General features: G+C 62.9%; 19 protein-coding genes. 7 read left to right on the top strand and 12 right to left on the bottom strand.

The window, feature by feature from the left end; genetic code table 11:
* Positions 1–53 precede the first annotated feature (53 nt).
* Positions 54–1,355 (top strand): MFS transporter, encoded by a 1,302-nt coding sequence (locus tag OZ911_RS13895; protein ID WP_016486777.1) that lies wholly within the window; start codon positions 54–56, stop codon positions 1,353–1,355.
* 1 nt (position 1,356) lies between these two features.
* Positions 1,357–2,331, top strand: coding sequence for a 2-hydroxyacid dehydrogenase (locus tag OZ911_RS13900; protein ID WP_070086930.1), 975 nt, complete (start codon positions 1,357–1,359; stop codon positions 2,329–2,331).
* A 39-nt stretch (positions 2,332–2,370) separates the two neighbouring features.
* Here the strand turns inward: OZ911_RS13900 and OZ911_RS13905 are convergent, their stop codons facing one another.
* The 3 genes from OZ911_RS13905 to bamA all read right to left on the bottom strand — a co-directional run bounded on the left by OZ911_RS13905 (position 2,371) and on the right by bamA (position 6,356).
* Positions 2,371–3,336 carry an endonuclease gene (locus OZ911_RS13905; RefSeq protein ID WP_016486779.1) on the bottom strand — a complete coding sequence of 322 codons (966 nt, stop codon included), beginning with the start codon at positions 3,334–3,336 and terminating at the stop codon, positions 2,371–2,373.
* A 14-nt stretch (positions 3,337–3,350) separates the two neighbouring features.
* Entirely contained in the window at positions 3,351–3,734 is a 384-nt protein-coding gene (locus OZ911_RS13910) for a hypothetical protein (protein WP_016486780.1), read from the bottom strand.
* 258 nt (positions 3,735–3,992) lie between these two features.
* Positions 3,993–6,356 carry an outer membrane protein assembly factor BamA gene (bamA, locus tag OZ911_RS13915; protein ID WP_023047888.1) on the bottom strand — a complete coding sequence of 788 codons (2,364 nt, stop codon included), beginning with the start codon at positions 6,354–6,356 and terminating at the stop codon, positions 3,993–3,995.
* A 197-nt stretch (positions 6,357–6,553) separates the two neighbouring features.
* Here bamA and OZ911_RS13920 point away from each other — a divergent pair, with 197 nt between their 5' ends.
* Together OZ911_RS13920 and OZ911_RS13925 are read left to right on the top strand one after the other, a co-directional pair.
* A complete protein-coding gene (locus tag OZ911_RS13920) occupies positions 6,554–7,246 on the top strand; it encodes a response regulator transcription factor (RefSeq protein WP_016486782.1) in 693 nt (230 codons plus the stop codon).
* The gene (locus OZ911_RS13925; RefSeq protein ID WP_023047887.1) at positions 7,243–8,508 is read left to right on the top strand and encodes a sensor histidine kinase; all 1,266 of its coding nucleotides are present in this window, start codon (positions 7,243–7,245) and stop codon (positions 8,506–8,508) included. Before OZ911_RS13920 ends, OZ911_RS13925 begins: the two co-directional genes overlap by 4 nt.
* On the opposite strand, the gene OZ911_RS13930 is transcribed toward OZ911_RS13925, so the two are convergent.
* The 8 genes from OZ911_RS13930 to OZ911_RS13965 all read right to left on the bottom strand — a co-directional run bounded on the left by OZ911_RS13930 (position 8,501) and on the right by OZ911_RS13965 (position 16,392).
* On the bottom strand, positions 8,501–9,496 hold the full coding sequence (locus tag OZ911_RS13930; RefSeq protein ID WP_016486784.1) for an aldo/keto reductase: 996 nt from the start codon (positions 9,494–9,496) through the stop codon (positions 8,501–8,503). The genes OZ911_RS13925 and OZ911_RS13930 overlap by 8 nt on opposite strands.
* Before the next feature lie 97 nt (positions 9,497–9,593).
* Positions 9,594–10,445 carry a LysR family transcriptional regulator gene (locus OZ911_RS13935; RefSeq protein ID WP_016486785.1) on the bottom strand — a complete coding sequence of 284 codons (852 nt, stop codon included), beginning with the start codon at positions 10,443–10,445 and terminating at the stop codon, positions 9,594–9,596.
* Between the two features lie 114 nt (positions 10,446–10,559).
* Positions 10,560–11,744 (bottom strand): MFS transporter, encoded by a 1,185-nt coding sequence (locus OZ911_RS13940; protein ID WP_016486786.1) that lies wholly within the window; start codon positions 11,742–11,744, stop codon positions 10,560–10,562.
* A 118-nt stretch (positions 11,745–11,862) separates the two neighbouring features.
* Positions 11,863–12,333, bottom strand: coding sequence for an Lrp/AsnC family transcriptional regulator (locus OZ911_RS13945; protein WP_016486787.1), 471 nt, complete (start codon positions 12,331–12,333; stop codon positions 11,863–11,865).
* Between the two features lie 20 nt (positions 12,334–12,353).
* Positions 12,354–13,649 carry an NAD(P)/FAD-dependent oxidoreductase gene (locus OZ911_RS13950; RefSeq protein WP_016486788.1) on the bottom strand — a complete coding sequence of 432 codons (1,296 nt, stop codon included), beginning with the start codon at positions 13,647–13,649 and terminating at the stop codon, positions 12,354–12,356.
* Between the two features lie 97 nt (positions 13,650–13,746).
* Positions 13,747–14,586, bottom strand: coding sequence for an ABC transporter substrate-binding protein (locus OZ911_RS13955; RefSeq protein WP_016486789.1), 840 nt, complete (start codon positions 14,584–14,586; stop codon positions 13,747–13,749).
* 60 nt (positions 14,587–14,646) lie between these two features.
* Positions 14,647–15,411 (bottom strand): amino acid ABC transporter ATP-binding protein, encoded by a 765-nt coding sequence (locus OZ911_RS13960; protein WP_016486790.1) that lies wholly within the window; start codon positions 15,409–15,411, stop codon positions 14,647–14,649.
* 15 nt (positions 15,412–15,426) lie between these two features.
* Positions 15,427–16,392, bottom strand: a complete 966-nt coding sequence (locus tag OZ911_RS13965) for an amino acid ABC transporter permease (RefSeq protein WP_016486791.1) — start codon at positions 16,390–16,392, stop codon at positions 15,427–15,429.
* 380 nt (positions 16,393–16,772) lie between these two features.
* Between OZ911_RS13965 and OZ911_RS13970 the strand changes: the two genes are divergently transcribed.
* Positions 16,773–17,897, top strand: a complete 1,125-nt coding sequence (locus OZ911_RS13970) for an MFS transporter (protein ID WP_042914534.1) — start codon at positions 16,773–16,775, stop codon at positions 17,895–17,897.
* 37 nt (positions 17,898–17,934) lie between these two features.
* Positions 17,935–18,585 (top strand): alpha/beta hydrolase, encoded by a 651-nt coding sequence (locus OZ911_RS13975; RefSeq protein WP_070086947.1) that lies wholly within the window; start codon positions 17,935–17,937, stop codon positions 18,583–18,585.
* A 138-nt stretch (positions 18,586–18,723) separates the two neighbouring features.
* Here the strand turns inward: OZ911_RS13975 and OZ911_RS13980 are convergent, their stop codons facing one another.
* Complete coding sequence (locus tag OZ911_RS13980) at positions 18,724–19,605, bottom strand: LysR family transcriptional regulator (protein ID WP_016486794.1); 882 nt, start codon at positions 19,603–19,605, stop codon at positions 18,724–18,726.
* 170 nt (positions 19,606–19,775) lie between these two features.
* Between OZ911_RS13980 and OZ911_RS13985 the strand changes: the two genes are divergently transcribed.
* Complete coding sequence (locus OZ911_RS13985) at positions 19,776–21,419, top strand: acetolactate synthase large subunit (RefSeq protein ID WP_095117292.1); 1,644 nt, start codon at positions 19,776–19,778, stop codon at positions 21,417–21,419.
* The last annotated feature ends 14 nt before the right edge of the window (positions 21,420–21,433 follow it).

A 21,433-nucleotide genomic window follows, 5' to 3' on the forward strand; every position in this document is an offset into this window, starting at 1 on the left:
CGCCCCGAAAGACCTGTTGCGACAAAAACAACAAGCTCAGGAGAAACAAAACCATGCAAAGCCAAAGCCTGGCACCTCGCCGCTGGTGGTATATCATCCCGATCGTGTTCGTCACCTACAGCCTGGCGTACCTGGACCGCGCCAATTATGGCTTCGCCGCTGCCTCTGGCATGGCCGAAGACCTGCACATCACACCCGTATTGTCTTCCCTGCTGGGCGCGCTGTTCTTTCTCGGTTACTTCTTCTTCCAGGTACCCGGCGCCATTTACGCCGAAAAGCGCAGCGTGAAGAAGCTGATCTTCGTCTGCCTGATCCTGTGGGGCGGCCTTGCCACGCTCACCGGCATGGTCAGCAACGTCTACATGCTGATCGGTATCCGTTTTCTGCTCGGGGTGGTGGAGGCCGCCGTCATGCCGGCAATGCTGGTGTACCTGTGCCATTGGTTCACCCGCGCCGAGCGCTCGCGCGCCAACACCTTCCTGATGCTCGGCAACCCGGTGACCATCCTGTGGATGTCGGTGGTGTCGGGATACCTGATCAAGCATTACGACTGGCGCTGGATGTTCATCATCGAAGGCCTGCCTGCGGTGATCTGGGCATTCTTCTGGTGGCGCCTGGTGGATGACCGCCCAGCCCAGGTGAAGTGGCTGAGCGCTCAGGAAAAGGCCGACCTGGCGCAGGCCCTGGCCGCTGAGCAACAGGGCATCAAGCCGGTAAAGAACTATCGCGAGGCGTTCCGCTCGCGACAGGTGATCATTCTGGCGCTGCAGTACTTCTGCTGGAGCATTGGCGTGTACGGCTTCGTGCTGTGGCTGCCGTCGATTCTGAAGCAGGCGGCCAACGTCGATATCGTGCAGGCCGGCTGGCTGGCCTCGGTGCCTTACCTGGCGGCGGTACTGGCGATGGTGGGCGTGTCCTGGGCGTCCGACCGCCTGCAAAAGCGCAAGCGCTTCGTCTGGCCGCCGCTGCTGGTTGCCGCTGTGGCGTTCTATGGCTCGTACGCGTTGGGCAGCGAACATTTCTGGCTGTCGTACGCGTTGCTGGTGGTCGCAGGCGCCTGCATGTACGCGCCCTATGGCCCGTTCTTCGCAATCGTGCCGGAGATTCTGCCGGCAAACGTCGCAGGCGGGGCCATGGCGCTGATCAACAGCATGGGCGCGTTGGGCTCGTTCGGCGGTTCGTGGTTGGTGGGCTACCTCAATGGCGCTACCGGCGGGCCCGGCGCCTCTTACCTGTTCATGTGCGGCGCGCTGCTGGCAGCTGTGGCGCTGACCGCTGCACTCAATACCCCCCAGACGTCCGGCCGGGCCAAGCGCGACAGCGCGAGGCTGGCCATGAACCCTCAGGAAACCTGAAATGAAGAAGCGAATCGTCCTTTACAAACGCCTGTCCGACGACTTGATGGCACGCCTGCAAAACCACGTTGAGGTGACCTGGGTGGACACCACACAGCCAGATGGCCTGGCCCGGCTGCGCGACGCGTTGCCGGGGGCGCATGGGTTGTTGGGGGCCAGCCTGCGCCTGGATGCCAGCCTGCTTGACTTGGCGCCGCAGCTGGAAGTGGTGTCCAGCGTTTCGGTGGGCGTGGACAACTACGATGTTGCCGAACTCAGCCGGCGTGGCGTGATGCTGACCAACACACCTGACGTGCTGACCGAAACCACTGCCGACACCGGCTTTGCCTTGATGCTTGCTACCGCCAGGCGGGTGGTGGAACTGGCGAACTGGGTGCGTGACGGCCATTGGCAGGCCAACCTGGGGCCGGGGCATTTTGGCAGTGATGTGCACGGCAAGACGCTGGGCATCGTCGGCATGGGCCGCATCGGCGAGGCTTTGGCCCGGCGCGCGGCAGCCGGCTTCGGCATGCGTGTGCTGTATCACAGCCAACGTGCCAAACCGGAGGTGGAGGCGCGCCATGCGGCACGCCAGTGCAGCCTGGATGAGTTGTTGCAGCAGGCAGATTTCGTTTGCCTGACCGTGCCGCTGAGCGTCAGTACCGAAGGCCTGATCGGTGCACGAGAGCTGGCGTTGATGAAGGATGAGGCGATCCTGGTGAACATCTCACGGGGGCGCGTGGTGGATGAGCAGGCGCTGGTCGAAGCGTTGCGGGCCAGGCGCATACGTGGCGCGGGGCTGGATGTGTTTGTGCAGGAGCCGCTATCAGTAGACTCTCCGCTGTTGCAGCTCGATAACGTGGTAGCGACACCGCATATCGGCTCCGCGACCGAGGAAACCCGCCAGGCCATGGCGCGTTGCGCGGTAGACAACCTGCTGAGCGCGCTGGCCGGTGAGCGGCCGGCAAATTTGGTGAATGAGGTGTGCAGAACGTGAGAACAAGGGGCCGCTATGCGGCCCCCGTACAATACAGGTCTATCGGCAGTTACCTGCCTTGCGATAGCCCGCTGCCTGCGCCTCACCCTCGTTAGCGAAGGTCACCTGGTTCTTGGCTGCGACCTGGTTGTAGCCCGGGCAGCCTACAGACAGGTGATATACGTGGCTGTTGCGGTTGCCAAGCACGGCCCCGACTGACTGGACACTGGCCAGGCTCGGCTTGGGCTCTGGCTTGGCGGCTTTCGCCGGCACCGCCTGTACCACGCCACTGCCAACCGGCTTGTAGTCGGCCGTCCACTTGCGCTCGCCGCTCACGAACGGGTTGGCGTGCCCCATGATGGCGGCGATGCGTCGGTCGCGCTCTTTCTCCCAGGCCGACACCGGGTGCTGTTTGTCCCAGGCCATCAGCAGTTGTTGCTGCTGGCGCGACATACTCAGCTGGTAACGGTCGAACATGTAGAACGTGGTGCGAGCCACCAGGCCTTTGACTTCATCGCGCGGTTCGGCGGCACGCTGGACGAAATCGACCTTGGTGGTGCACTGGCCATACTCGCCGGCATTGCCAGCGACCATGCCGTAGTTGAAGTTGCTGCGGTCGCCGTTGACCTCGCCCACGGCCGGGTAGAGGTTGAACAGGTCGGCCTCCATGGCGCGGAACACTGGGTCGTTGTCCACGCAATGCTCGCGGCCGCCGTTCTTCCAGCACTGGCGCTGGTTGCCGAACGTATAGGCGGGCACGATGTGTTCCCACTCGGTGCGTTCGGCACGGTTTTGCTGCTTGCGCGTCTGGTAACCGCACGAAGCGGCATCGATGCGCCCACCCGACTTGCCCACCCAGGTCCATTTGCAACCGCAGTACAGGTCACCCATGGCACTGCTGGCCTGGTCCAGGTACACCTTCTGCTTGGCTACCACCTTGGCCTCGGTAAACGTCGCCGGGGGGTTGGCCAAGGCAGGCAAGGTGAAGGAAAACACTAAGGTTAAGGCGTAAAGCAGTGATTTCATGAGAAAAACATATTTCAGATTGGGGCGCGCATTGTAATGCTTTCCCCGTGGCTGGCCAGCTCGCTGAGCCATACCAGCGGTCGGCCCGGGGCGTCCCCTGCCATACGGCTGAACGTGGCCGAGTCGAGCATGTCCCTGACCTGGGCGCCCATGCGCAACAGGCGCTCGATGAAACCGGCACCGACGTCGCCGTAGTCCTCAAGCGAAACGCCGCTCTGGTTGTGCTGGATCGCCAGGTGGTAATGACTGACCCCCGCGCCATTGCCGCTGCCGCCAAGTACCACCGTGAAGCGGGGGCCGAGCAGCGTGGCCAGGCGTTGCTGGACCAGGTCGAGCAGTGCAAGCGGTACTTCATCGTGCCGCAGCGTGTTGGGGAAGCAAGGGGTGAAGGGAAGCATGGGTGTGTCCTGCTGGCCGGGTTCGAGTGTTGGCCAGCTTAGGCAAGGTGACTGTCAACTTGGGTTAAGCGGGGGTAAAAGCGGGTAATGCTTAACCCTGGCGTGCGCGGCTGTTTGTGGGAGCGGCCTTGTGTCGCGAAAGGGCCGCGAAGCGGCCCCGGCAATGTTGGCGGTGAAGCTGAAAACCTGGGGGCGCTCCGCACCCCTTTCGCGACACAAGGCCGCTCCCACAAGAGCCCTCCCACCGTAAGAAAGGGCTCAGAACGTCTGCCCCAGCGAAAACTGGAAGATCTGGGTCTCGGCGTTATCCGGTTTTTTCAACGGCGCCGCCAGGCTGAAGCTCAGTGGCCCCATGGGGCTGTACCAGGTCACGCCAACCCCTAGCGACACGGCCATCTGCGCCAGGTCGACGCTGCCGCAGCCCTGGGTGGTCGACAGGTAACAGGTGTCGGCATACACGTTACCGGCGTCGACGAACAACGAGCTGCGCAGCTGGCTCTGGTCCTTCACGAACGGCAGCGGGAAGATGTATTCGGCGCCGCCGCTAATCAGGATATTGCCCCCCAGCACATCGGTGTCGCGGTCGGAATAGTAAGCCTGTCCGGCGCTGGCGTAGGTACCGGTGGCCGGGGTGTTGCGCGGGCCGAGGGTGCCATCCTTGAACCCGCGCACCGAGCCTTGGCCACCGGCGGTGTAGCTCTCATAGAACGGCAAGCCGTCGGTGGATCCGTAGCCATTGCCGTAGCCCAGGGTGGTGTGCAGGCGCAGCGAGGTGTTGTTGGTTACCGGCAGGAAGGTCTGGCCGTTGTAATCCAGTTTGTAGAATGACAGGTCGCTGCCAGGGGTGGTGGCCATCAGTGTCAGGCTCTGGGAGTGACCACGGGTGGCCAGCACGCCTTTGTTCAGGGTCGACTCGGACCAGCCGATCGACGCCTTGAGGTTGTTGAAACGCTTGCCCTCACGGGTGATGAAGTCGTAGATCTCGTCGGCGCTGTAGGTGCCTGGCGAAATGTCGTCGTGCTGCAGGGTCAGGCCGTAGGTCAGGCGCGAGGTTTCGTTGATCGGGTAGCCAAAGCTTACCCCGGCGCCGTAGCTATTGATCGCGTAGTACGAAACGCCATCGTCGTAGTAGTCGCTGTAGTCGGTGCTGTTGTAGAACAGGTTGTAGCCCAGGCTGACACCGTCGGCAGTGAAGTAGGGGTCCACGAAACCGAAGTTGTACTTGGTCTGGTACTCGCTGCGGGTCAGCCCGATGGACACCTTGTTACCGGTACCGAGGAAGTTGCTCTGGCTGATCGAACCCCCGAGGATCAGGCCGGCGCTCTGGGCGAAACCGACGCTGGCGGTGATCGAGCCGGAGGCTTGCTCTTCGACGCTGTAGTTGACGTCGACCTGGTCGTCAGTACCTGGTACTGGCGGGGTCTCGACGTTGACTTCCTTGAAGAAGCCCAGGCGCTCCAGACGGGTCTTGGACTGGTCGATCAGGTAGGTCGAAGCCCAGCCACCTTCCATCTGGCGCATTTCGCGGCGCAGCACTTCGTCTTCGGTCTTGGTGTTGCCGCGGTAGTTGATGCGGTTGACGTAGGCACGCTTGCCCGGGTCGACCACGAACATGATGTCGACCGTGTGGTCCTGGTCGTTGGGCTGCGGCACGCCGTTGACGTTGGCGAAGGTGTAGCCTTCGTTACCCAGGCGGCGGGTGATCAGCTCGGACGTGGTGGTCATCACCTTGCGCGAGAACACCTGGCCCGGCTGCACCAGCAACAGCGACTTGACCTGGTCTTCTGGCACTTTCAGGTCACCGGACAGCTTCACGTCGCGAACGGTGTACTTCTCGCCTTCGTTGATGTTGACGGTGATGTAGACGTGTTTCTTGTCCGGCGTGATGGACACCTGGGTGGAGGCGATGTCCATGTTGATGTAGCCGCGGTCCAGGTAGTAGGAACGCAGGCGCTCCAGGTCACCGGACAGTTTTTCGCGGGCATACTTGTCGTCGTTCTTGAAGAACGACAGCCAGTTGGTGGTCTTCAGCTCGAACAACTGGCCCAGGGTTTCATCATCGAACACGTTGTTGCCAACGATGTTGATGTGCTGGATGGCAGCAACGGTGCCTTCGTTGATCTTGATCTTCAGTGCCACACGGTTGCGCGGCTGCGGCACCACTTCGGCGTCAACCTCGGCCGAGTAGCGGCCTTGGGCCACGTACTGGCGCTGCAGCTCGTTACGCACACCTTCGAGGGTGGCGCGCTGGAAGATCTCGCCTTCGGCCAGGCCCGATTGCTTCAGGCCCTTCATCAGGTCGTCGGTGCTGATGGCCTTGTTGCCTTCGATCTCGATGCTTGACACCGACGGGCGCTCCACCACGTTGATGATCAGCACATTGCCATCGCGGTTCAGCTGGATGTCCTGAAAGAAGCCGGTCTTGAACAGGGAACGGGTCGAGTCCACCAGGCGGCGATCATCGGCCTGGTCGCCGACGTTCAGCGGCAAGGCACCGAAAACACTGCCAGCGGACACCCGCTGCAGGCCGTTGACGCGGATGTCGGCGATCCTGAAAGCGCAGGCATGGGCCAGCGAGGCTTTCAGCAACAGGATGGAGAGCAACAGGCGCGGGTAGTTCATCAGGGGTTCCAGACAAGCGGATTCGAAGGGGAGCAAGCGCGGGCAACCCGCTGGCAGCGGGCGATGAGGATACGGGCGGGCTGTGTACGGCGCGGTTAGCCAAGGGTAAAGATGTGTAAAGTCCGACCAGCCGGCGGTGACAGTACTGGCCGGCGGGGCGATCATTACAGCCCCTGAAATTGCGATGTCTGGCCCCGATGATCCCTGTGCTGCTGGTCGACGACGACCGCGAACTGACTGAAATGCTCTCTTTGTACCTGGCGCGCGAAGGCTTCCAGGCCACGGCGGTGGCCACGGGTGAAGAGGGCGAGACCCAGGCATTGTCCGGTCACTTCCAGGTGGTGGTGCTGGACGTGATGCTGCCGGGTATTTCTGGCATCGAAGTGCTGCGGCGCGTGCGTGCGCGCAGCCAGGTGCCGGTGCTGCTGCTGACCGCGCGTGGCGACAATATCGACCGTATTGCCGGCCTTGAGCTTGGGGCTGATGACTATGTTCCCAAGCCCAGCTCCCCGGGTGAACTGGTTGCACGCCTGCGGGCGATACTGCGCCGGGTGCAGCCGCAACCGACAGGCGAGGGCAGTGCGCCCGAACAGGTGCGCACGGGCGCATTGAAGCTGTGGCCAGGACGTCGTGAAGCGCATTGGGGCCAAGCCACGCTGGAGCTGACGGGCTCGGAATTCAGCCTGCTCGAAGCGTTGGCTCGCCAGGCTGGTCAGTTGGTCAGCAAGCAGGACCTGTCCCTCAATGCCCTGGGGCGGCCGTTGACCCGTTATGACCGGCGCATCGACGTGCACGTCAGCAGCATTCGGCAAAAGCTCGGCCCGCGCGCCGATGGCAGCAGCTGGATCCAGAGCGTGCGTGGCATGGGCTACATGCTGATTGTCGAATGATGCGTCGGCGTCTGTTCTGGAAGCTGTTCCTGGCGTTCTGGCTGGCCAACTGCCTGACCTTCCTGGTGGGGGCGGGGGCCTTCATGCTCAATGACTGGCGCGGTGATACCCCGGCGCTGCGTTCGCTGCTGGCCACAGAACTGCAGTTACTGCAGCGTTACGGCGAGCAGGCCGGTCGGCAACTGCTGGAGGTGTCACCGCAGCCGCCGGATGTGCGAGTGGGCCTATATGACAGCCAGGGCCAGCTGCTGGCGGGCAGGGCGGTGCCGGTGTCGCGTTTCGAGCAGGCGTTGAGCGACCGAGAAGGCCGCCCGTTGGTGTTGCGTGCGTCGGTGGCTACGGCGCTAGGCGAGCCGCCGCGCCCGCGTGGCATGGGCCCGTTGGTGACCGGCACGCTGATGAGTGCGTTGTTTGCCTTTCTGTGCAGCCTTTACCTGACTCGCCCATTGGCCTGGTTGCGTGAAGCCATGGGCCAGGTGGCCCAAGGCAGGTTCGATGTGCGTGTAAAACCCAGGTTGGGCAAACGGCGCGACGAGATCGTCGAACTGGCCGAGGACTGCGACCGCATGGCCGGCCAGCTCAAGGCCCTGGTACAGGCGCAGCAGAACCTGCTGCACGATATTTCCCACGAACTGCGTTCTCCGCTGACCCGCATGCATGCCGCCATCGGCCTGATGCGTCAGCAGCCTGACCGACACGACATGCTGCAGCGGGTGGAGCGCGAATCACGGCGCATGGACGACCTGATCGAGCAACTGCTGACCCTGGCCCGCGCCCAGGCTCGGCAGGGCGACGGCGCCTTTGCCAGTGTAGATGTGACAGAGTTGCTGGCGCAGATCGTTGAAGACGCCCGTTTTGAAGCGGGCATGAAGCGGTGCCAGGTAACGTTGCAAGCCCAAGGGGCGTTTCTCATCCTGGGGCATGAAGAGCTGCTGTACCGGGCGTTCGAGAACATCATCCGCAACGCTGTTCGCTATACCGCCGCCGGCACAGAAGTGTTGGTGAGCGCTGTGTTGGCGCCGGGCGGGCAATGGCTTCAGGTCAGTGTCAGCGACCACGGTCCGGGGGTAGACCCGGCCCGTCTGAAGCGTATCTTCGAGCCGTTCGACCGCGGCACCGACAGTAGCGACGATGGTTTTGGCCTGGGCCTGGCGATTGCCCAGCGGGCCATTATCCTGCATGGCGGCAGCATTACCGCGCTGGCCGCAACCAGCGGCGGCCTGCGCGTGCGCATCGAGCTGCCGCAAAACCGCCCTACTTGAAGCCGGTCACGGCGTGGGGAACGTAAGGGGCCTGCAAGCGCGCCACCTCGGTCTCGCTCAGCTGCAGTGACAACGCGCCCAGTGCATCGTCCAGATGGGCGGGCTTCGAGGCCCCGACGATAGGGGCGCTAACGCCGGTCTTGCCCAGTACCCAGGCCAGCGCAACCTGGGCCATCGGCACACCCCGTTCGCCAGCGATCTGTTCGACGACATCGATCACTCGGCCGTCTTCCACCTCGGTCTTTTCATAGAACGACTGGCCGGATACATCGCTGCGGGTGCGTGCTGTCTGCTGCCCGTGCGGCCGGGTCAGGCGCCCGCGGGCCATCGGGCTCCAGGGCATCAGCCCCACCCCCTGGTCCAGGCACAGTGGGATCATCTCGCGCTCTTCCTCGCGGTAGATCAGGTTGAGGTAGTTCTGCATCGACACAAAACGGCTCCAGCCGTTGCTGGCCGCCACCTGCTGTGCCTTGGCGAACTGCCAGGCGTACATCGATGAAGCACCGATGTAGCGTGCCTTGCCGGCCTTGACCACGTCATGCAGGGCTTCCATGGTCTCCTCGATGGGGGTGTGGTAGTCCCAGCGGTGGATCTGGTACAGGTCGACGTAGTCGGTACCCAGGCGGGTGAGGCTGGCGTCGATGCTGGCCATGATCGCCTTGCGCGACAAGCCTTGCTCATTGGGCCGGCTGGCGCCTTCCCACATGTTGGCCGGGAAGAACACCTTGGTGGCGATCACGGTTTCTTCGCGGCGGGTGAATGCCTTCAACAGTTTGCCGACGATGATTTCCGAGGTGCCGGCAGAATAGCTGTTGGCAGTGTCGAAGAAGTTGATGCCTTGCTCTACGGCATGGCGAATGATGGGGCGGCTGGCGGCTTCGCCCAAGGTCCAGGGATGCGTGCCGGCGTCGGGTTCGCCGAAGGTCATGCAGCCCAGACACAGCCTGGAAATGTCCAGCCCGGTGTTACCCAGCTTTACGTATTGCATCGTTTTCTCCTTCGGGGGGCGTTAGTGATGGGGGGAGACTAACGCTGGCCCGCCTGCGCGAAAATTCCGCATTAGTGCACGTGCATTACGCAAAAATTCACAAGCGTAGCAGTGGCCGCACCTGTTGCTGAAGGAAGTCGGTAACGGCCTTGATCCGTGGGGTGGCGCGCACGTCTTCATGGACTGCTTGCCAGATTTCGATGCTCATGGTCTGTTCGGCGCTGCCGGCGTCCTTCAGGCCGTGCTCCTGCGCCATGAACGCCGGCAGGCAGGCGATGCCGATGCCGCCGGCACAGGCCTGAGCCTGGATGCGCAGGTCATTGCTGCGCAGTGCGAACGGCTGCTGGCCGGCCTGGCGGTTCAGCCATTGCTGTTGCGGTGAGTTGGCCTGGGATTCGTCGTAACCGATGTAGCGTCGTGCCGCTGCACTGGCCAAGTAGCCGGGCGAGGCGTACAACCGGTAGTCCAGGTGGCCCAGAAGGCTGGCCACCAGGGTCGGTTCTGTCGGCCTGGCCAGGGTGATGCTGATGTCAGCTTCGCGGCGGGCCAGAGATGCCTTTGATTTGCTGCCCACCAGCTTCAGGCGCAACCGTGGGTAGCGCTGGTACAGCTCGCCCAGGCGTCGGGCGACGATGCTGCCGAGCAGTGCCGGTGGTGCCGACAGCACCACCTCGCCTTCCACCGCCTGTTGGCCGGCGCTGGCGAAATGTTCTAGGGCGAAGGAGGACAGGGTCATTTGCTCGGCAAGTTCGGCAACGCGTCGGCCTTCGTCGGTGAGCACATAGGCGCGGGGGCGCCGGTCAACCAGCTTGAGCTTGAGCGAGGCTTCGAGCGAAGCGATGCGCCGGGCCACGGTGGCGTGGTCGACGCCCAAGGCCTTGGCGGCGGCGGACAGCGAACCGGCCGAGGTGAAGGCAGAGAAATGACGCAGGTCTTCCCAATCGAACATGAAGGGCTCGGCAGTGGCTTGTGTGAAGGGGGTAGGGTAGCGTTTTCGGGGGGCACTGTAGATTGCGGTGGGTTGGAGATTTTGGGGCTGCTTTGCAGCCCCACGTGGCTGGCCTCAGTGGCCGCCTTTCATGCGTCGTGCCACCAGATAGATACCCAGGCCAACCAGCGCAGTCGCCGCGCCGATATAGCCAGTGCTGGTCCAGCCCATGCCCGCGGTAATCGCCATGCCACCCAGCCATGGCCCCAGCGCATTGGCCAGATTGAACGCTGCATGGTTCGACGCAGCTGCCAGGCTAGGCGCTTCATGGGCAATGTCCATCAGGCGGATCTGCAATGGCGCTGCCAGTGCGATCATGGTACCCACCAGGCCGATGCCCAACAGCAGGCTCCACAGTGCCTGGGCGGCAATGGTGAAGAACAGCAGCACGGCGATCGACCACACCAGCACCAGCCCCACGGCGCGGAACTGCAGGCGGTCGAACAGTTTGCCGCCGGCAATGTTGCCGACGATGCCGCCCACCCCGAACGCCGCCAGGCCGAACGGAATCCACTGGGGCGATACCTGGGTCACCTGCAGCATGGTCGGCGCCAGGTAGCTGAATACCGTAAACATGCCGGCAAAGCCGATCGACGCGATGGCCAGCGCCATCCACACCTGCGGGAGGGTAAAGGCTTGCAGTTCCTTGCGTGGGTCGCTGCGCACTTCGTCGTGGCGCTGGGGCACAAAGCGCCATACCAGGGCGATGGTGCACAGCGCGATGGCGCCAACCAGCACGAACGCTGAACGCCAGCCAAAGTACTGGCCCAGATACGTGGCTAGCGGGTTGCCCAGCAGCATGGCCAAGGTCAGGCCCATCATCACCCGTGCAACGGCACCCGCTCGGTGGTCCTTGGCCACCATGCTGGATGCCACCACTGCGGCAATGCCGAAGTAGGCGCCGTGGGGCAGGCCGCTGATAAAACGGAAGGCAACCAGGCTGCTGAACGAAGGGGCGAAAGCGGTAGCCAGGTTGCCAAGGGCGTACAGTGCCATCAGCAGCAGCAACATGTGCTTGCGCAGCAGCCGCGCACCCAGAATCGCGAGTGTCGGGGCGCCAACCATCACCCCCAGTGCGTAGGCACTGATGGCATGCCCCACCTGGGGCTCACTCAATTGCAGGTTGTTGGCAATGTCGGGCATCAGGCCCATGATGGCGAATTCGCCGGTGCCGATGGCAAAGCTGCCCAGCGCCATGGCGGCTTCCATCTTCGCGACGGTGCCTTTACCGGGGAGAGGGGGTATTTGCGGAACTGACATCTGTATCCCTTTTGAAACATGCTGAAACGTTCAAGGCGGGATCATAGTCAATATTTGCCGGCAACGTCGAGGAACCTGAGCAGCTTGTGGGGGCATCGGCGGCCTGGCTGGGGAGCGTTTAAACGGTCAGCTTCTTGCTGAACTTGGTTTCCATGACAATGTGCGAAGCCGTGTGCGTAACCCCCTTGATCATGTTGATGCGGGTCAGCTCGGCATTGAGCTCGCCCAGCGTATGGGTGGTCAGGTGGATAATGAAGTCCATCTCGCCCGACACCGCATACACCGCCTGCACCGCGTCCATTTTGCGCAGGGTGGTCATCACATCGGTGTAGCTCTTGTTGCTGCACGAGGTCATGGTGAAGCAGTTGATCACCTGCTGCAGCTTGTCTTGGTCGATGCGCACACTGTAGCCGGTGATCACCCCGGCGTTTTCCAGGCGGTTGATGCGCTCCTGTACCGCCGAGCGAGACACGCCCAGCTTGCGCGCCAGCGAGGCGGTGGGCTCACGGGCGTTGGCCTGCAGCAGCCCGAGCAATTGCCGGTCCTTCTCAGTCAGTTTGAACAGCGCGCCGGGTGGGAGGGCGTCCATGGTGGTTCCTGGTGTTTGTTCTAGTTGTGGTACTGCGCGCGGGCTTCCTGGAACCTGTCCATCAGCTTCAGCCCGGCATACACCGTTTGCGCCGCAGCGGGTCCGAACGGCCCGCCATTCCATTCCAGGCCATAGGCGTCGAACAGGCGGTAGCGGTCGGTTTCGCCACAGATTGCTTCGCTGACAACCCGGGCGCCCACAGGTGCGGTGTTCATACCATGGCCCCCAAATGAAGTACAAGCCCACAGCCCTGGACCGAGGGGGCCGATGTGCGGCATTTTGTGGCGGGCGTAACCCATCAGCCCGGACCAGGCCTTGGCGATTTTCAAACCCTGCAACTGTGGATACACGCTGAGGATGTCACGGGTCAGCAACTGACCCAGGCGCTGTTCGTCCTGCAGGTTGCGCGTGGTGATATGGCCGCCCCACAGCAGGCGGTCACCCTCGACGATGCGGTAGTAGTCGGAGGCGCGGCGGTTGTCGCCGACTGCGTCCGTGGTACGTACTACGTCACGCAGGCGCTCACCCAGGTGTTCGGTCAGCACCACATAAGTGGCAATCGGCAGGAACGCCCGGCGCAGCTGGCCGAACTCCGGGCCGCCGTAGCCACCGCAGCAGTACACCACATCGGCACAGGTCACCGCGCCGTCGGCGGTGATCACGCGATGACTGCCGGCTCTGCGCTCTACCCGCAGCATCGGCGACTGTTCGTGGATGCGACCACCGGCCAGCTCGACCAGCTCGGCCAGGCCCAGGCAGTAGTTCAGTGGGTGGAAGTGAAAACCATGGCTGTCCCGCAACCCCTGGAAGTAGCGGTCGGTGTTCAGACGGCTGCGCAGTGCCTGTGTGTCCAGGTATTCCAGGTTGAAATCGAAGTCGCGGGCCATACGGTCGCGGGTGCGCTGCAGGTTGTCGGCGTCGTCGTAGCGCACCACGCTCAGCTTGCCGGTGGTGGCGGCGCAGCCTGGCAACTGGTGGCGGGCGATGGTGTCGCGGACGATATCGACGCCCTCCAGCGATAGCCGGAACAAGGCGGCGGCGGTCTGCTTGCCGCAACGCCGCTCGATCGCCGACAGCCCCTCGGACCACCCCTGCAACACAAAGCCGCCATTGCGCCCAGAGGCGCCCCATGCCACCCGTGCCGCCTCCAGCAACACCACCGAGCGCCCACGCGCCAGCAGCTCGCGGGCCACGCTCAGGCCTGCCAGGCCGCCGCCAATCACGCATGCATCTGCCCGGGTCTCACCGGTCAACCCGGCTCGCTGGGGGGCAGGGCGCATGGTCCCGGTATAGTAGTTGTTGCTGTAGCTGGCCATCGGCTGGGTCATCCTTTTACGGGGCGCTGCAGGTTTTGCGGGCATGGGGGGGCCGTACGCCCTTCAAGTCAAGGGCGCAGGCTTGCGGGTAATGGCGTTACTGCACTTGTGTAAGGTCGGCGCCGTACCATTTTTCCGACAGCTGTTTCAGCGTGCCGTCGGCCTTCATGTCGTCGATGGCCTTGGCCAGTTCAGCGTTGAAGGCGTCGTCGCCCTTGTCGGTGGCGATGGCCAGGGGCTCGTAGTAGGCGGGCTTGCCCTGCACCGGGGCAACCGGGTAACCGGCCTTGATCGCGCCCATGATGGTTGGCAGTGCAGACAGGGTGGCATCCAGGCGGGTGCCGTTGCCTATGCGCAGGTCGTCCAGCGGGCCCATGCTGTCGCCGTAGGTTTGCACGTTGCCCGGCTCCACGCTGTAGCTGAACGCGGGCACGTCCGCGGCGTCGATTTTCAGCCGACGGTTGATATAGTCCTCGGACGTGGTGCCAGCTTCAACGCCGATGGTCTTGCCATTGAGGTCGGCCGCGCTGGCGCCGGCGGCGTCCTTGTGCACCGCGAACACATACGGGGTGTAGTAGTAAATGGCCGGAAAGTCGAGCACCCGCCCCCGCTCGGTGGTGGGGGTCATCGAGCCGACTGACAGGTCCCAGCGGCTTGCCCAGCGCCCCGCGGTGATGATGCCGTATTCCGGGGTGACAAACGCCACCTTGGCGCCCAGGCGCTTGCCAATCTCGTTGGCCACATCAATGTCGAAGCCCTTGAGGGTGTTGTCCTCGCCAAGAAATGACTGCGGTGGCCAGTTGGCGGCTGTGGCCACTTTCATGACCTTGCTCTGGTGGATACGATCGAGCGTGGCGCCGGCCCACGCGGCGCCTGTCATCAAGGTCAGGCAGCCGGCAACGGCGGTAAGGGCAAACAAGCGAGCGACTGGGTTCATACGGAAAGTCTCCGGGCATGCAATTGTTGTTGTGGTATTGGCACAGCGGTAGACACAGGCTCAGTGGCTGAGGATTTGCGAGAGAAACTCCCTGGCGCGCGCATGGCCAGGGTTGTCGAAGAACGCGTCGGGCCGGCCTTGTTCGATTACCTGGCCTTGGTCCATGAAGATGATGCGGTCGGCCACCCGGCGGGCGAAGCCCATTTCGTGGGTAACGCAAAGCATGGTGATGCCGTCCTTGGCCAGCTCGCCCATTACGTCGAGCACCTCTTTGACCATTTCCGGGTCCAACGCCGAGGTCGGTTCGTCGAACAGCATGATGCGCGGCTTCATGCACAGCGCACGAGCAATGGCCACACGTTGTTGCTGGCCGCCGGAAAGCTGCCCGGGGAACTTGTCGGCCTGGCTGGCGATACGCACCCGGTGCAGATACTCCAGCGCCAGGGCGCGGGCCTCTGGCGCGCTGAGCTTGCTGACCAGGCGCGGGCCGAGCATCAGGTTTTCCAGCACGGTCAGGTGCGGGAACAGGTTGAACTGCTGGAACACCATGCCCACCTGGCGACGGATGGCGGCGACGCTTGCCGCATCACGGTTCAGTGGGTTGCCGGCGATTTGCACCTGACCTTTCTGGAAGTCTTCCAGCAGGTTCAGGCACCGGATCAACGTGGATTTGCCCGAGCCGGAAGGCCCACAGACCACCACGATTTCGCCGCTGGCGATCTCCAGGTCAATGCCCTTGAGCACATGAAACTCGCCGTACCATTTCTGCAAGCCGCGAATTGACACGGCGGCCTGGCCGGCAGCGGGGGTAAAAGGCTGGTTCATCAGGGGGTTCCTCGATCAACGGTGGGCGCGGTCGAAACGTTTTTCCAGGCGCGATTGCACGGTTTCGAGCAGGATCGACAGCACCCAGTACAAGACGGCAGCGGTGATCAGCATTTCCAAGTGGCGGAACTCCGCACGGCCCTGGGTGCGGGCGAGGAACATCAGCTCCCATACACCGATCACTGACACCAGCGAGCTGTCTTTGAGCATGGAGATGAACTGGTTGCCGGTAGGTGGAATGATCAGCCGCATCGACTGCGGCAGGATCACCCGGGTCATGGCCTGGAAGGGCGTCAGGCCGATCGCCCGCGACGCTTCCCATTGCCCGCGCGGGATGCTGCTGATACCGGCGCGGAAGATTTCCGTCATGTAAGCGCCGTAGCACAGCGACAACGCCAGGATGCCTGCCGGCACGGCGCCCACCACATAGCCGAGCTGGGGGATGCCGAGGTAGATCAGGTAGATCTGGATCAGTAGCGGCACACCGCGGAAGAACGAGGTGTAGAAGCTGGCAATGGCGATGGCGAAACCGTTGGACGACAGCCGGGCAGTAGCCCCCAGCAGCGCCAGAACAAAGGCGATGGCGATGGAGAGGGTGGACACGTAGACGGTGGTGAACACCCCTTGGGTGATCATGAAGCCGACCTTGCTGGCGATGAAACTGTAAGACAGGTCGAAGGTGTCGAAGAACAGCAGGAACAGCAGCAACAGCTCACACCAGACCGTTATCACCTGGGCCCGTAACGGAAAACGGCCAAGGATGAACAGGTTCAGTACCAGGGTCACCGCCAAGGTGCCGGCCACTGCGGCGTTACGCAGCAGCGGTGCCTGCAGGTCGAGTACGATCGGGCCCATCAGCCGGGCGAGGCTACCGTCACCCACGCCACAGAGCAGGGCGGTGGCGAATATCACAGCGGCGACCAAACCCATGAATGCCGGTTTATCGGTCGCACGCGGTTTGACGATGTGGTCTCTGTACATGGGGTCGTGCCTCACGGAGCTGGGCTCGTTTGTTGTTGTGGGGTCATTGTAGGGAGGCGAAGCGCAGGCAAGAACCTGTGGAATCGCAACAAATATCAAATTTGTTTTGGCAATTACGGAGGTTGCACCCTGACATCTGCCAGTGAATGCCCACCAGATTGCTACCGGGCCACAAGCGTGCGTACAAATGTACTCCACCCGTTTTTTAAGCTGTCTACTGCGCGCATAACTGAAATGCCGGGATGTTGTGGCAAGCCATACGCCTGCTCTTTTAGACTGCCACCTGCGTGCGCCGACATCCGGCCCGCTTGGTGGATAAGGCTGCTGTCGTGAATGCTGGCGTACGTTTTCCCGGGCCCTTGGGTATTTTCTGGCTGGGCCTGCTGCAAATCCTGGTGTGGGGTGGTTCGTTCTTCCTCCTGGCGGTGATGGGCAAGCCAATCCTGCACGAGACCGGCTGGGACAGCGGCTGGGTGTATGGGGCGCTGTCGCTGGCCCTGATGGTGTCGGCGTTGTTGGCGCCGCTGTCCAGCCGCCTGGTGGCGCGCTATGGCGGGCGCTGGCAACTGGCCGCCAGCGGCGCGGTAGTGGGGCTGGGCTTGCTGGTGGTTGCCAACTGCCACAGCCTGCAGGTATTCCTGCTGGCCTGGGTGATCATTGGCGCGGGGATGGCAATGGGGCTTTACGAAGCACTATTTGCCACCCTCGGTGCCCTGTATGCCGAACGGGCGGGACGGGCGATTACGGGCATCACCCTGATTTCAGGGTTTGCCACTACCGTGACCTGGCCGGTACTCGCCCTCGCCATCGAGCAACTGGGCTGGCGCACGGCCTGCATGGCTTATGCGTTGGTGCTGATCGTTGCCGTGGCGCCGCTGTACCTCTGGGTGTTGCCGGCAGGCCAGCCCCGGCAGAAGGCCCAGAGCATGACGGCGGTGGCAGATCAGCCCGTGCACCGCCGCCTTTACTGGCTGCTGACCGCAATCTTCGCCATTGGCGCGATCATCATGACTGCCGTTTCAGTGCAACTGGTGGCGGTCCTGCAGGGCCAGGGCCATTCGCTGGCGGCTGCCATTGGCCTGAGTGCCTTGCTTGGGCCAAGTCAAGTGGCCTCGCGGGTGCTGCAGATCATCGCCGGCAAGCGCCACCCGATATGGACTGCGCTGGTATCATCAGTGCTGGTTGCTGTAGGTCTGACGCTGGTGGCCGTGGCGCCGGGGATGACCGCGCTGGGCCTGCTGCTGTATGGCTGTGGCAATGGTCTGCGCGCCATTGTCAGGGGGCTGCTGCCGCTGGCCCTGATGCCGCCTGCCCAGTATGTTGCGCTGATGGGCAAGATGTCGCGCCCATCATTGATTGGCCAGGCACTGACGCCCTTGGTGGGCGGTTATCTGTTCCAGCACTTCGGCGCGACGGGGGTACTGGCAACGCTCTCGGCCCTGGCATTGACCAGTGTCGTGCTGGTGTTGCTGGTGGTGCATGGCCTCCCGCGGCAAACGGCGTGATCAGGCGCCACTCATTTGGCTAGCAAGGACGAAAACGATGTCGGATGCACCACGTAACCCGTTGCTTATCGATGGGCCGGCCGGCCAGATCGAGCTGCTGATCGACTACTCTGCCGGGCCGCCCAAGGGGGTGGTGCTGGTCAGTCACCCACAACCGCTGCTCGGCGGTAGCCCGCGCCATATCGTGCCGCTGACCCTGGCGCGGCAACTGTGCGCAGCCGGTTGGCAGGTGGTGCGGCCGAGTTTCCGTGGGGTAGGGCAGACCCAAGGTGCGCACGACGAGGGTATCGGCGAAGCGCAAGACTGCATCGCGGTCATCCGTCACTTCAGACGGGAGTTGCCTGAGCTACCGGTAGCCCTGGTCGGGTTTTCTTTTGGTGCCTATGTGTTCGCCCGTGTGGCCTGTGCGCTTGAAGGCCATTTGCAGGCAGTGGCGTTGCTGGGGCTGCCGGTAGGTGATGTACCGGGCGGGCGATATTACGAGCCATTGCCGGTGCCTGCGGATTGCCTGCTGCTGCATGGCGAACAGGATGAAATGGCGCCGCTGGCCAACCTGTTGCAATGGGCTGGCCCGGGGCAACGGGCGGTGTCGGTTTATGCAGGTGCCAACCACTTTTTCAAGGGCTGCCTGGGGCGGGCGGCTGAGCAGGTGATCGCCCATCTGGCGTTGAAAACTGCGCTCCCATAGGCACTGGCGCGTCGGTCTGGCACCGGCTTTGCCGGTGTTCGCGGCTAAAGCCGCTCCCACAGGGACTGTGGGTGCCCAACATTTACGCTGTACCTGTGGGAGCGGCTTTAGCCGCGAAAGGGTCGGAACAGGCTAGCCTCACCGCTCCAGGTAATTCATCTGCGCAGCAAAGTCGATGAACCGCTTGCTGGCCAGCGACAGGTATTCCCCCGAGCGCCAACACAATCTGAAGCTCATCAGCTGCGCCGGCCGGAACGGCACCCCGACGATACCCGGCGTGCGCTGCTGGACCGAGCGCAGCAGGGTTGCCACGCCCATGTTGTCCAGCGCGGCCTGCACCACCAGTGAGACGAAGTTGCTCTGCAACGCCACTTGGTAAGTAATCCCGTGTTCGGCGAAGAAGGCGTCCAGTAGGTGACGTTGAACGAACGTGCGGTCGAACACGACCATGTCGGTATTGCGCAGGTCTTGCGCCGTGAGGAAGGCTTTGCCGGCATAAGGGTGGTCGGGGTGCATACACGCCAGCATCTCGTCACTGCCCAGCAGAATCGATTCCTTGTCGGGCGGCACTCGCCTGGACTCCAGCAGTGCCAGGTCGATTTCCCGTTGCTCCAGACGATGGCCAATGTCCTCGGCACTGCCTTCGAATACGGTCATGGCAATGCCTGGATACAGCTGGCGGAAGGCGTTCATCAACCCGGGTACATAGTGCAGGCCGAACATGGGCGGGATGCCCAGGCGCACTTCGCCGCGTTTCAGGTCGGCCATGTCGCGCAGTTCTTGCCGGGCGACATCCATCTCGCGCAACGCCGACGCAATGCGTGGCAGGAACTGTTCGCCCTCGGCGGTAAGGATGACTTTGCGCGTGGTGCGGTTGAACAGGGTCACGCCCAGCTCTTCTTCCAGACGGGTGACGGCCATGCTCAGCGCCGGCTGGGCAATGTGCAAATGCTGCGCAGCCTTGGTGAAGCTGCCCTGGCGTACGATCTCGACGCAGCAGCGCAATGCCTTGAGGTTCATTGAGGGGCTCTACCATTCATAACGAACTGTGATGCTAAGCATCATAACAATATATTTATTATTATTAACCAGAGGGCCTACGATGCGCGCCACTGAGACATCCTGCAACATCTCAGTCACGCAGCGAAATAAAGCTGCAATCCCACAAAGATTTTGAGGTAGTACCCCAAATGGCCAAGGCCGCCGATGTCGTTGTGCAATGCCTGGAAAACGAAGGTGTCGAGTATGTGTTCGGCATTCCCGGTGAGGAAAACCTCGACCTGCTCGAATCCCTGCGCAAGTCGAAGATCAAGCTGGTACTGACCCGCCATGAGCAGTCTGCAGGCTTCATGGCTGCCACCTACGGCCGCCTGACCGGCAAGACCGGCGTCAGCCTGTCCACCCTCGGCCCCGGCGCCACCAACCTGGTCACCGCCAGCGCCTACGCCTACCTGGGCGGCATGCCGATGATGATGATCACCGGCCAGAAGCCGATCAAGAAGTCCAAGCAGGGCCGCTTCCAGATCATTGACGTGTGCGGCATGATGGACCCCATCACCAAGTACACCCACCAGTTTGCCTCGGCCGACAACATCCCGGCCCGCATGCGTGAAGCCTTCCGCCTGGCCGAAGAAGAAAAGCCGGGTGCGGTACACCTGGAACTGCCGGAAGACATCGCCGCCGAGCAGACCGATGCACTGCCGATCCCGCGTAGCCTGCACCGCCGCCCGCTGGCCGAACACGTAGCGATCGAAGCTGCCGTCGAGAAATTGCAGAACGCCCGTAACCCGATCCTGGTGATCGGCGCCGGTGCCAACCGCAAGATGACCGCCAAGGTCCTCAAGCAGCTGATCGACAAGACCGGTATCCCGTTCATCACCACCCAGATGGGTAAAGGCGTGGTCGACGAGCGCCACCCGCGCTTCCTGGGCAACGCTGCGCTGTCGTCGGGTGACTTTGTTCACCGCGCCGTCGAAGCCGCCGACCTGATCATCAACATCGGCCACGACGTGATCGAAAAGCCGCCGTTCTTCATGGTCCGTGGTGGTACCGAAGTCATCCACATCAACTTCCGCTCCGCCGAAGTCGATGCCGTGTACTTCCCGCAGGTCGAAGTGATTGGTGACATCGCCAACGCCGTGTGGCAGATCAGCGAAGCGCTGAACGACACGTCGCACTGGGACTTCACCCGCCTGCTGGCCATCCGTGAAGCCAACGAAGCGCAGATCGCCGAAGGGGCTGACGACAACCGCTTCCCGGTCTACCCGCAGCGCCTGGTAGCCGACATCCGTCGCGTACTGCCGTCCGAAGGCATCGTTGCCCTGGACAACGGCATCTACAAGATCTGGTTCGCCCGTAACTACAAGGCGCACAAACCGAACACCGTGCTGCTGGACAACGCCCTGGCGACCATGGGCGCCGGCCTGCCATCGGCCATGGCGGCACACCTGGTGCACCCTGACCGCCCGGTGATCTCGGTGTGCGGTGACGGCGGCTTCATGATGAACAGCCAGGAGCTGGAAACCGCAGTCCGCCTGGGCATGCACATCACCGTGGTGATCCTGCGTGACGATGGCTACGGCATGATCCGCTGGAAGCAGGCCAACATGGGCTTCACCGATTTTGGCCTGGACTACGGCAACCCGGACTTCGTCAAATACGCCGAAGCCTACGGTGCCAACGGTCACCGCGTGGAAAGTGCCGAAGGCCTGCTGCCACTGCTGGAACACTGCATCAAGACCCCGGGCGTGCACGTGATCGACTGCCCGGTCGATTACAGCGAGAACGACCGCATCCTCAACAGCGAGCTGCGTGAGCGTGCGCTGGCGGTATAAGCCTTAAGGTACGG

This window comes from Pseudomonas fortuita (genome assembly GCF_026898135.2).
GTDB lineage: Bacteria > Pseudomonadota > Gammaproteobacteria > Pseudomonadales > Pseudomonadaceae > Aquipseudomonas > Aquipseudomonas fortuita.

Coding starts and splice junctions, on each gene's coding strand:
- OZ911_RS13900 (WP_070086930.1), top strand. CDS start 1,357: ATGAAGAAGCGAATCGTCCTTTACAAACGCCTGTCCGACGACTTGATG.
- OZ911_RS13985 (WP_095117292.1), top strand. CDS start 19,776: ATGGCCAAGGCCGCCGATGTCGTTGTGCAATGCCTGGAAAACGAAGGT.
- OZ911_RS13940 (WP_016486786.1), bottom strand. CDS start 11,744: ATGTCAGTTCCGCAAATACCCCCTCTCCCCGGTAAAGGCACCGTCGCG.
- OZ911_RS13925 (WP_023047887.1), top strand. CDS start 7,243: ATGATGCGTCGGCGTCTGTTCTGGAAGCTGTTCCTGGCGTTCTGGCTG.
- OZ911_RS13910 (WP_016486780.1), bottom strand. CDS start 3,734: ATGCTTCCCTTCACCCCTTGCTTCCCCAACACGCTGCGGCACGATGAA.
- OZ911_RS13950 (WP_016486788.1), bottom strand. CDS start 13,649: ATGGCCAGCTACAGCAACAACTACTATACCGGGACCATGCGCCCTGCC.
- OZ911_RS13955 (WP_016486789.1), bottom strand. CDS start 14,586: ATGAACCCAGTCGCTCGCTTGTTTGCCCTTACCGCCGTTGCCGGCTGC.
- OZ911_RS13895 (WP_016486777.1), top strand. CDS start 54: ATGCAAAGCCAAAGCCTGGCACCTCGCCGCTGGTGGTATATCATCCCG.
- OZ911_RS13960 (WP_016486790.1), bottom strand. CDS start 15,411: ATGAACCAGCCTTTTACCCCCGCTGCCGGCCAGGCCGCCGTGTCAATT.
- OZ911_RS13945 (WP_016486787.1), bottom strand. CDS start 12,333: ATGGACGCCCTCCCACCCGGCGCGCTGTTCAAACTGACTGAGAAGGAC.
- OZ911_RS13975 (WP_070086947.1), top strand. CDS start 17,935: ATGTCGGATGCACCACGTAACCCGTTGCTTATCGATGGGCCGGCCGGC.
- OZ911_RS13965 (WP_016486791.1), bottom strand. CDS start 16,392: ATGTACAGAGACCACATCGTCAAACCGCGTGCGACCGATAAACCGGCA.
- OZ911_RS13920 (WP_016486782.1), top strand. CDS start 6,554: ATGATCCCTGTGCTGCTGGTCGACGACGACCGCGAACTGACTGAAATG.
- bamA (WP_023047888.1), bottom strand. CDS start 6,356: ATGAACTACCCGCGCCTGTTGCTCTCCATCCTGTTGCTGAAAGCCTCG.
- OZ911_RS13930 (WP_016486784.1), bottom strand. CDS start 9,496: ATGCAATACGTAAAGCTGGGTAACACCGGGCTGGACATTTCCAGGCTG.
- OZ911_RS13935 (WP_016486785.1), bottom strand. CDS start 10,445: ATGTTCGATTGGGAAGACCTGCGTCATTTCTCTGCCTTCACCTCGGCC.
- OZ911_RS13905 (WP_016486779.1), bottom strand. CDS start 3,336: ATGAAATCACTGCTTTACGCCTTAACCTTAGTGTTTTCCTTCACCTTG.
- OZ911_RS13980 (WP_016486794.1), bottom strand. CDS start 19,605: ATGAACCTCAAGGCATTGCGCTGCTGCGTCGAGATCGTACGCCAGGGC.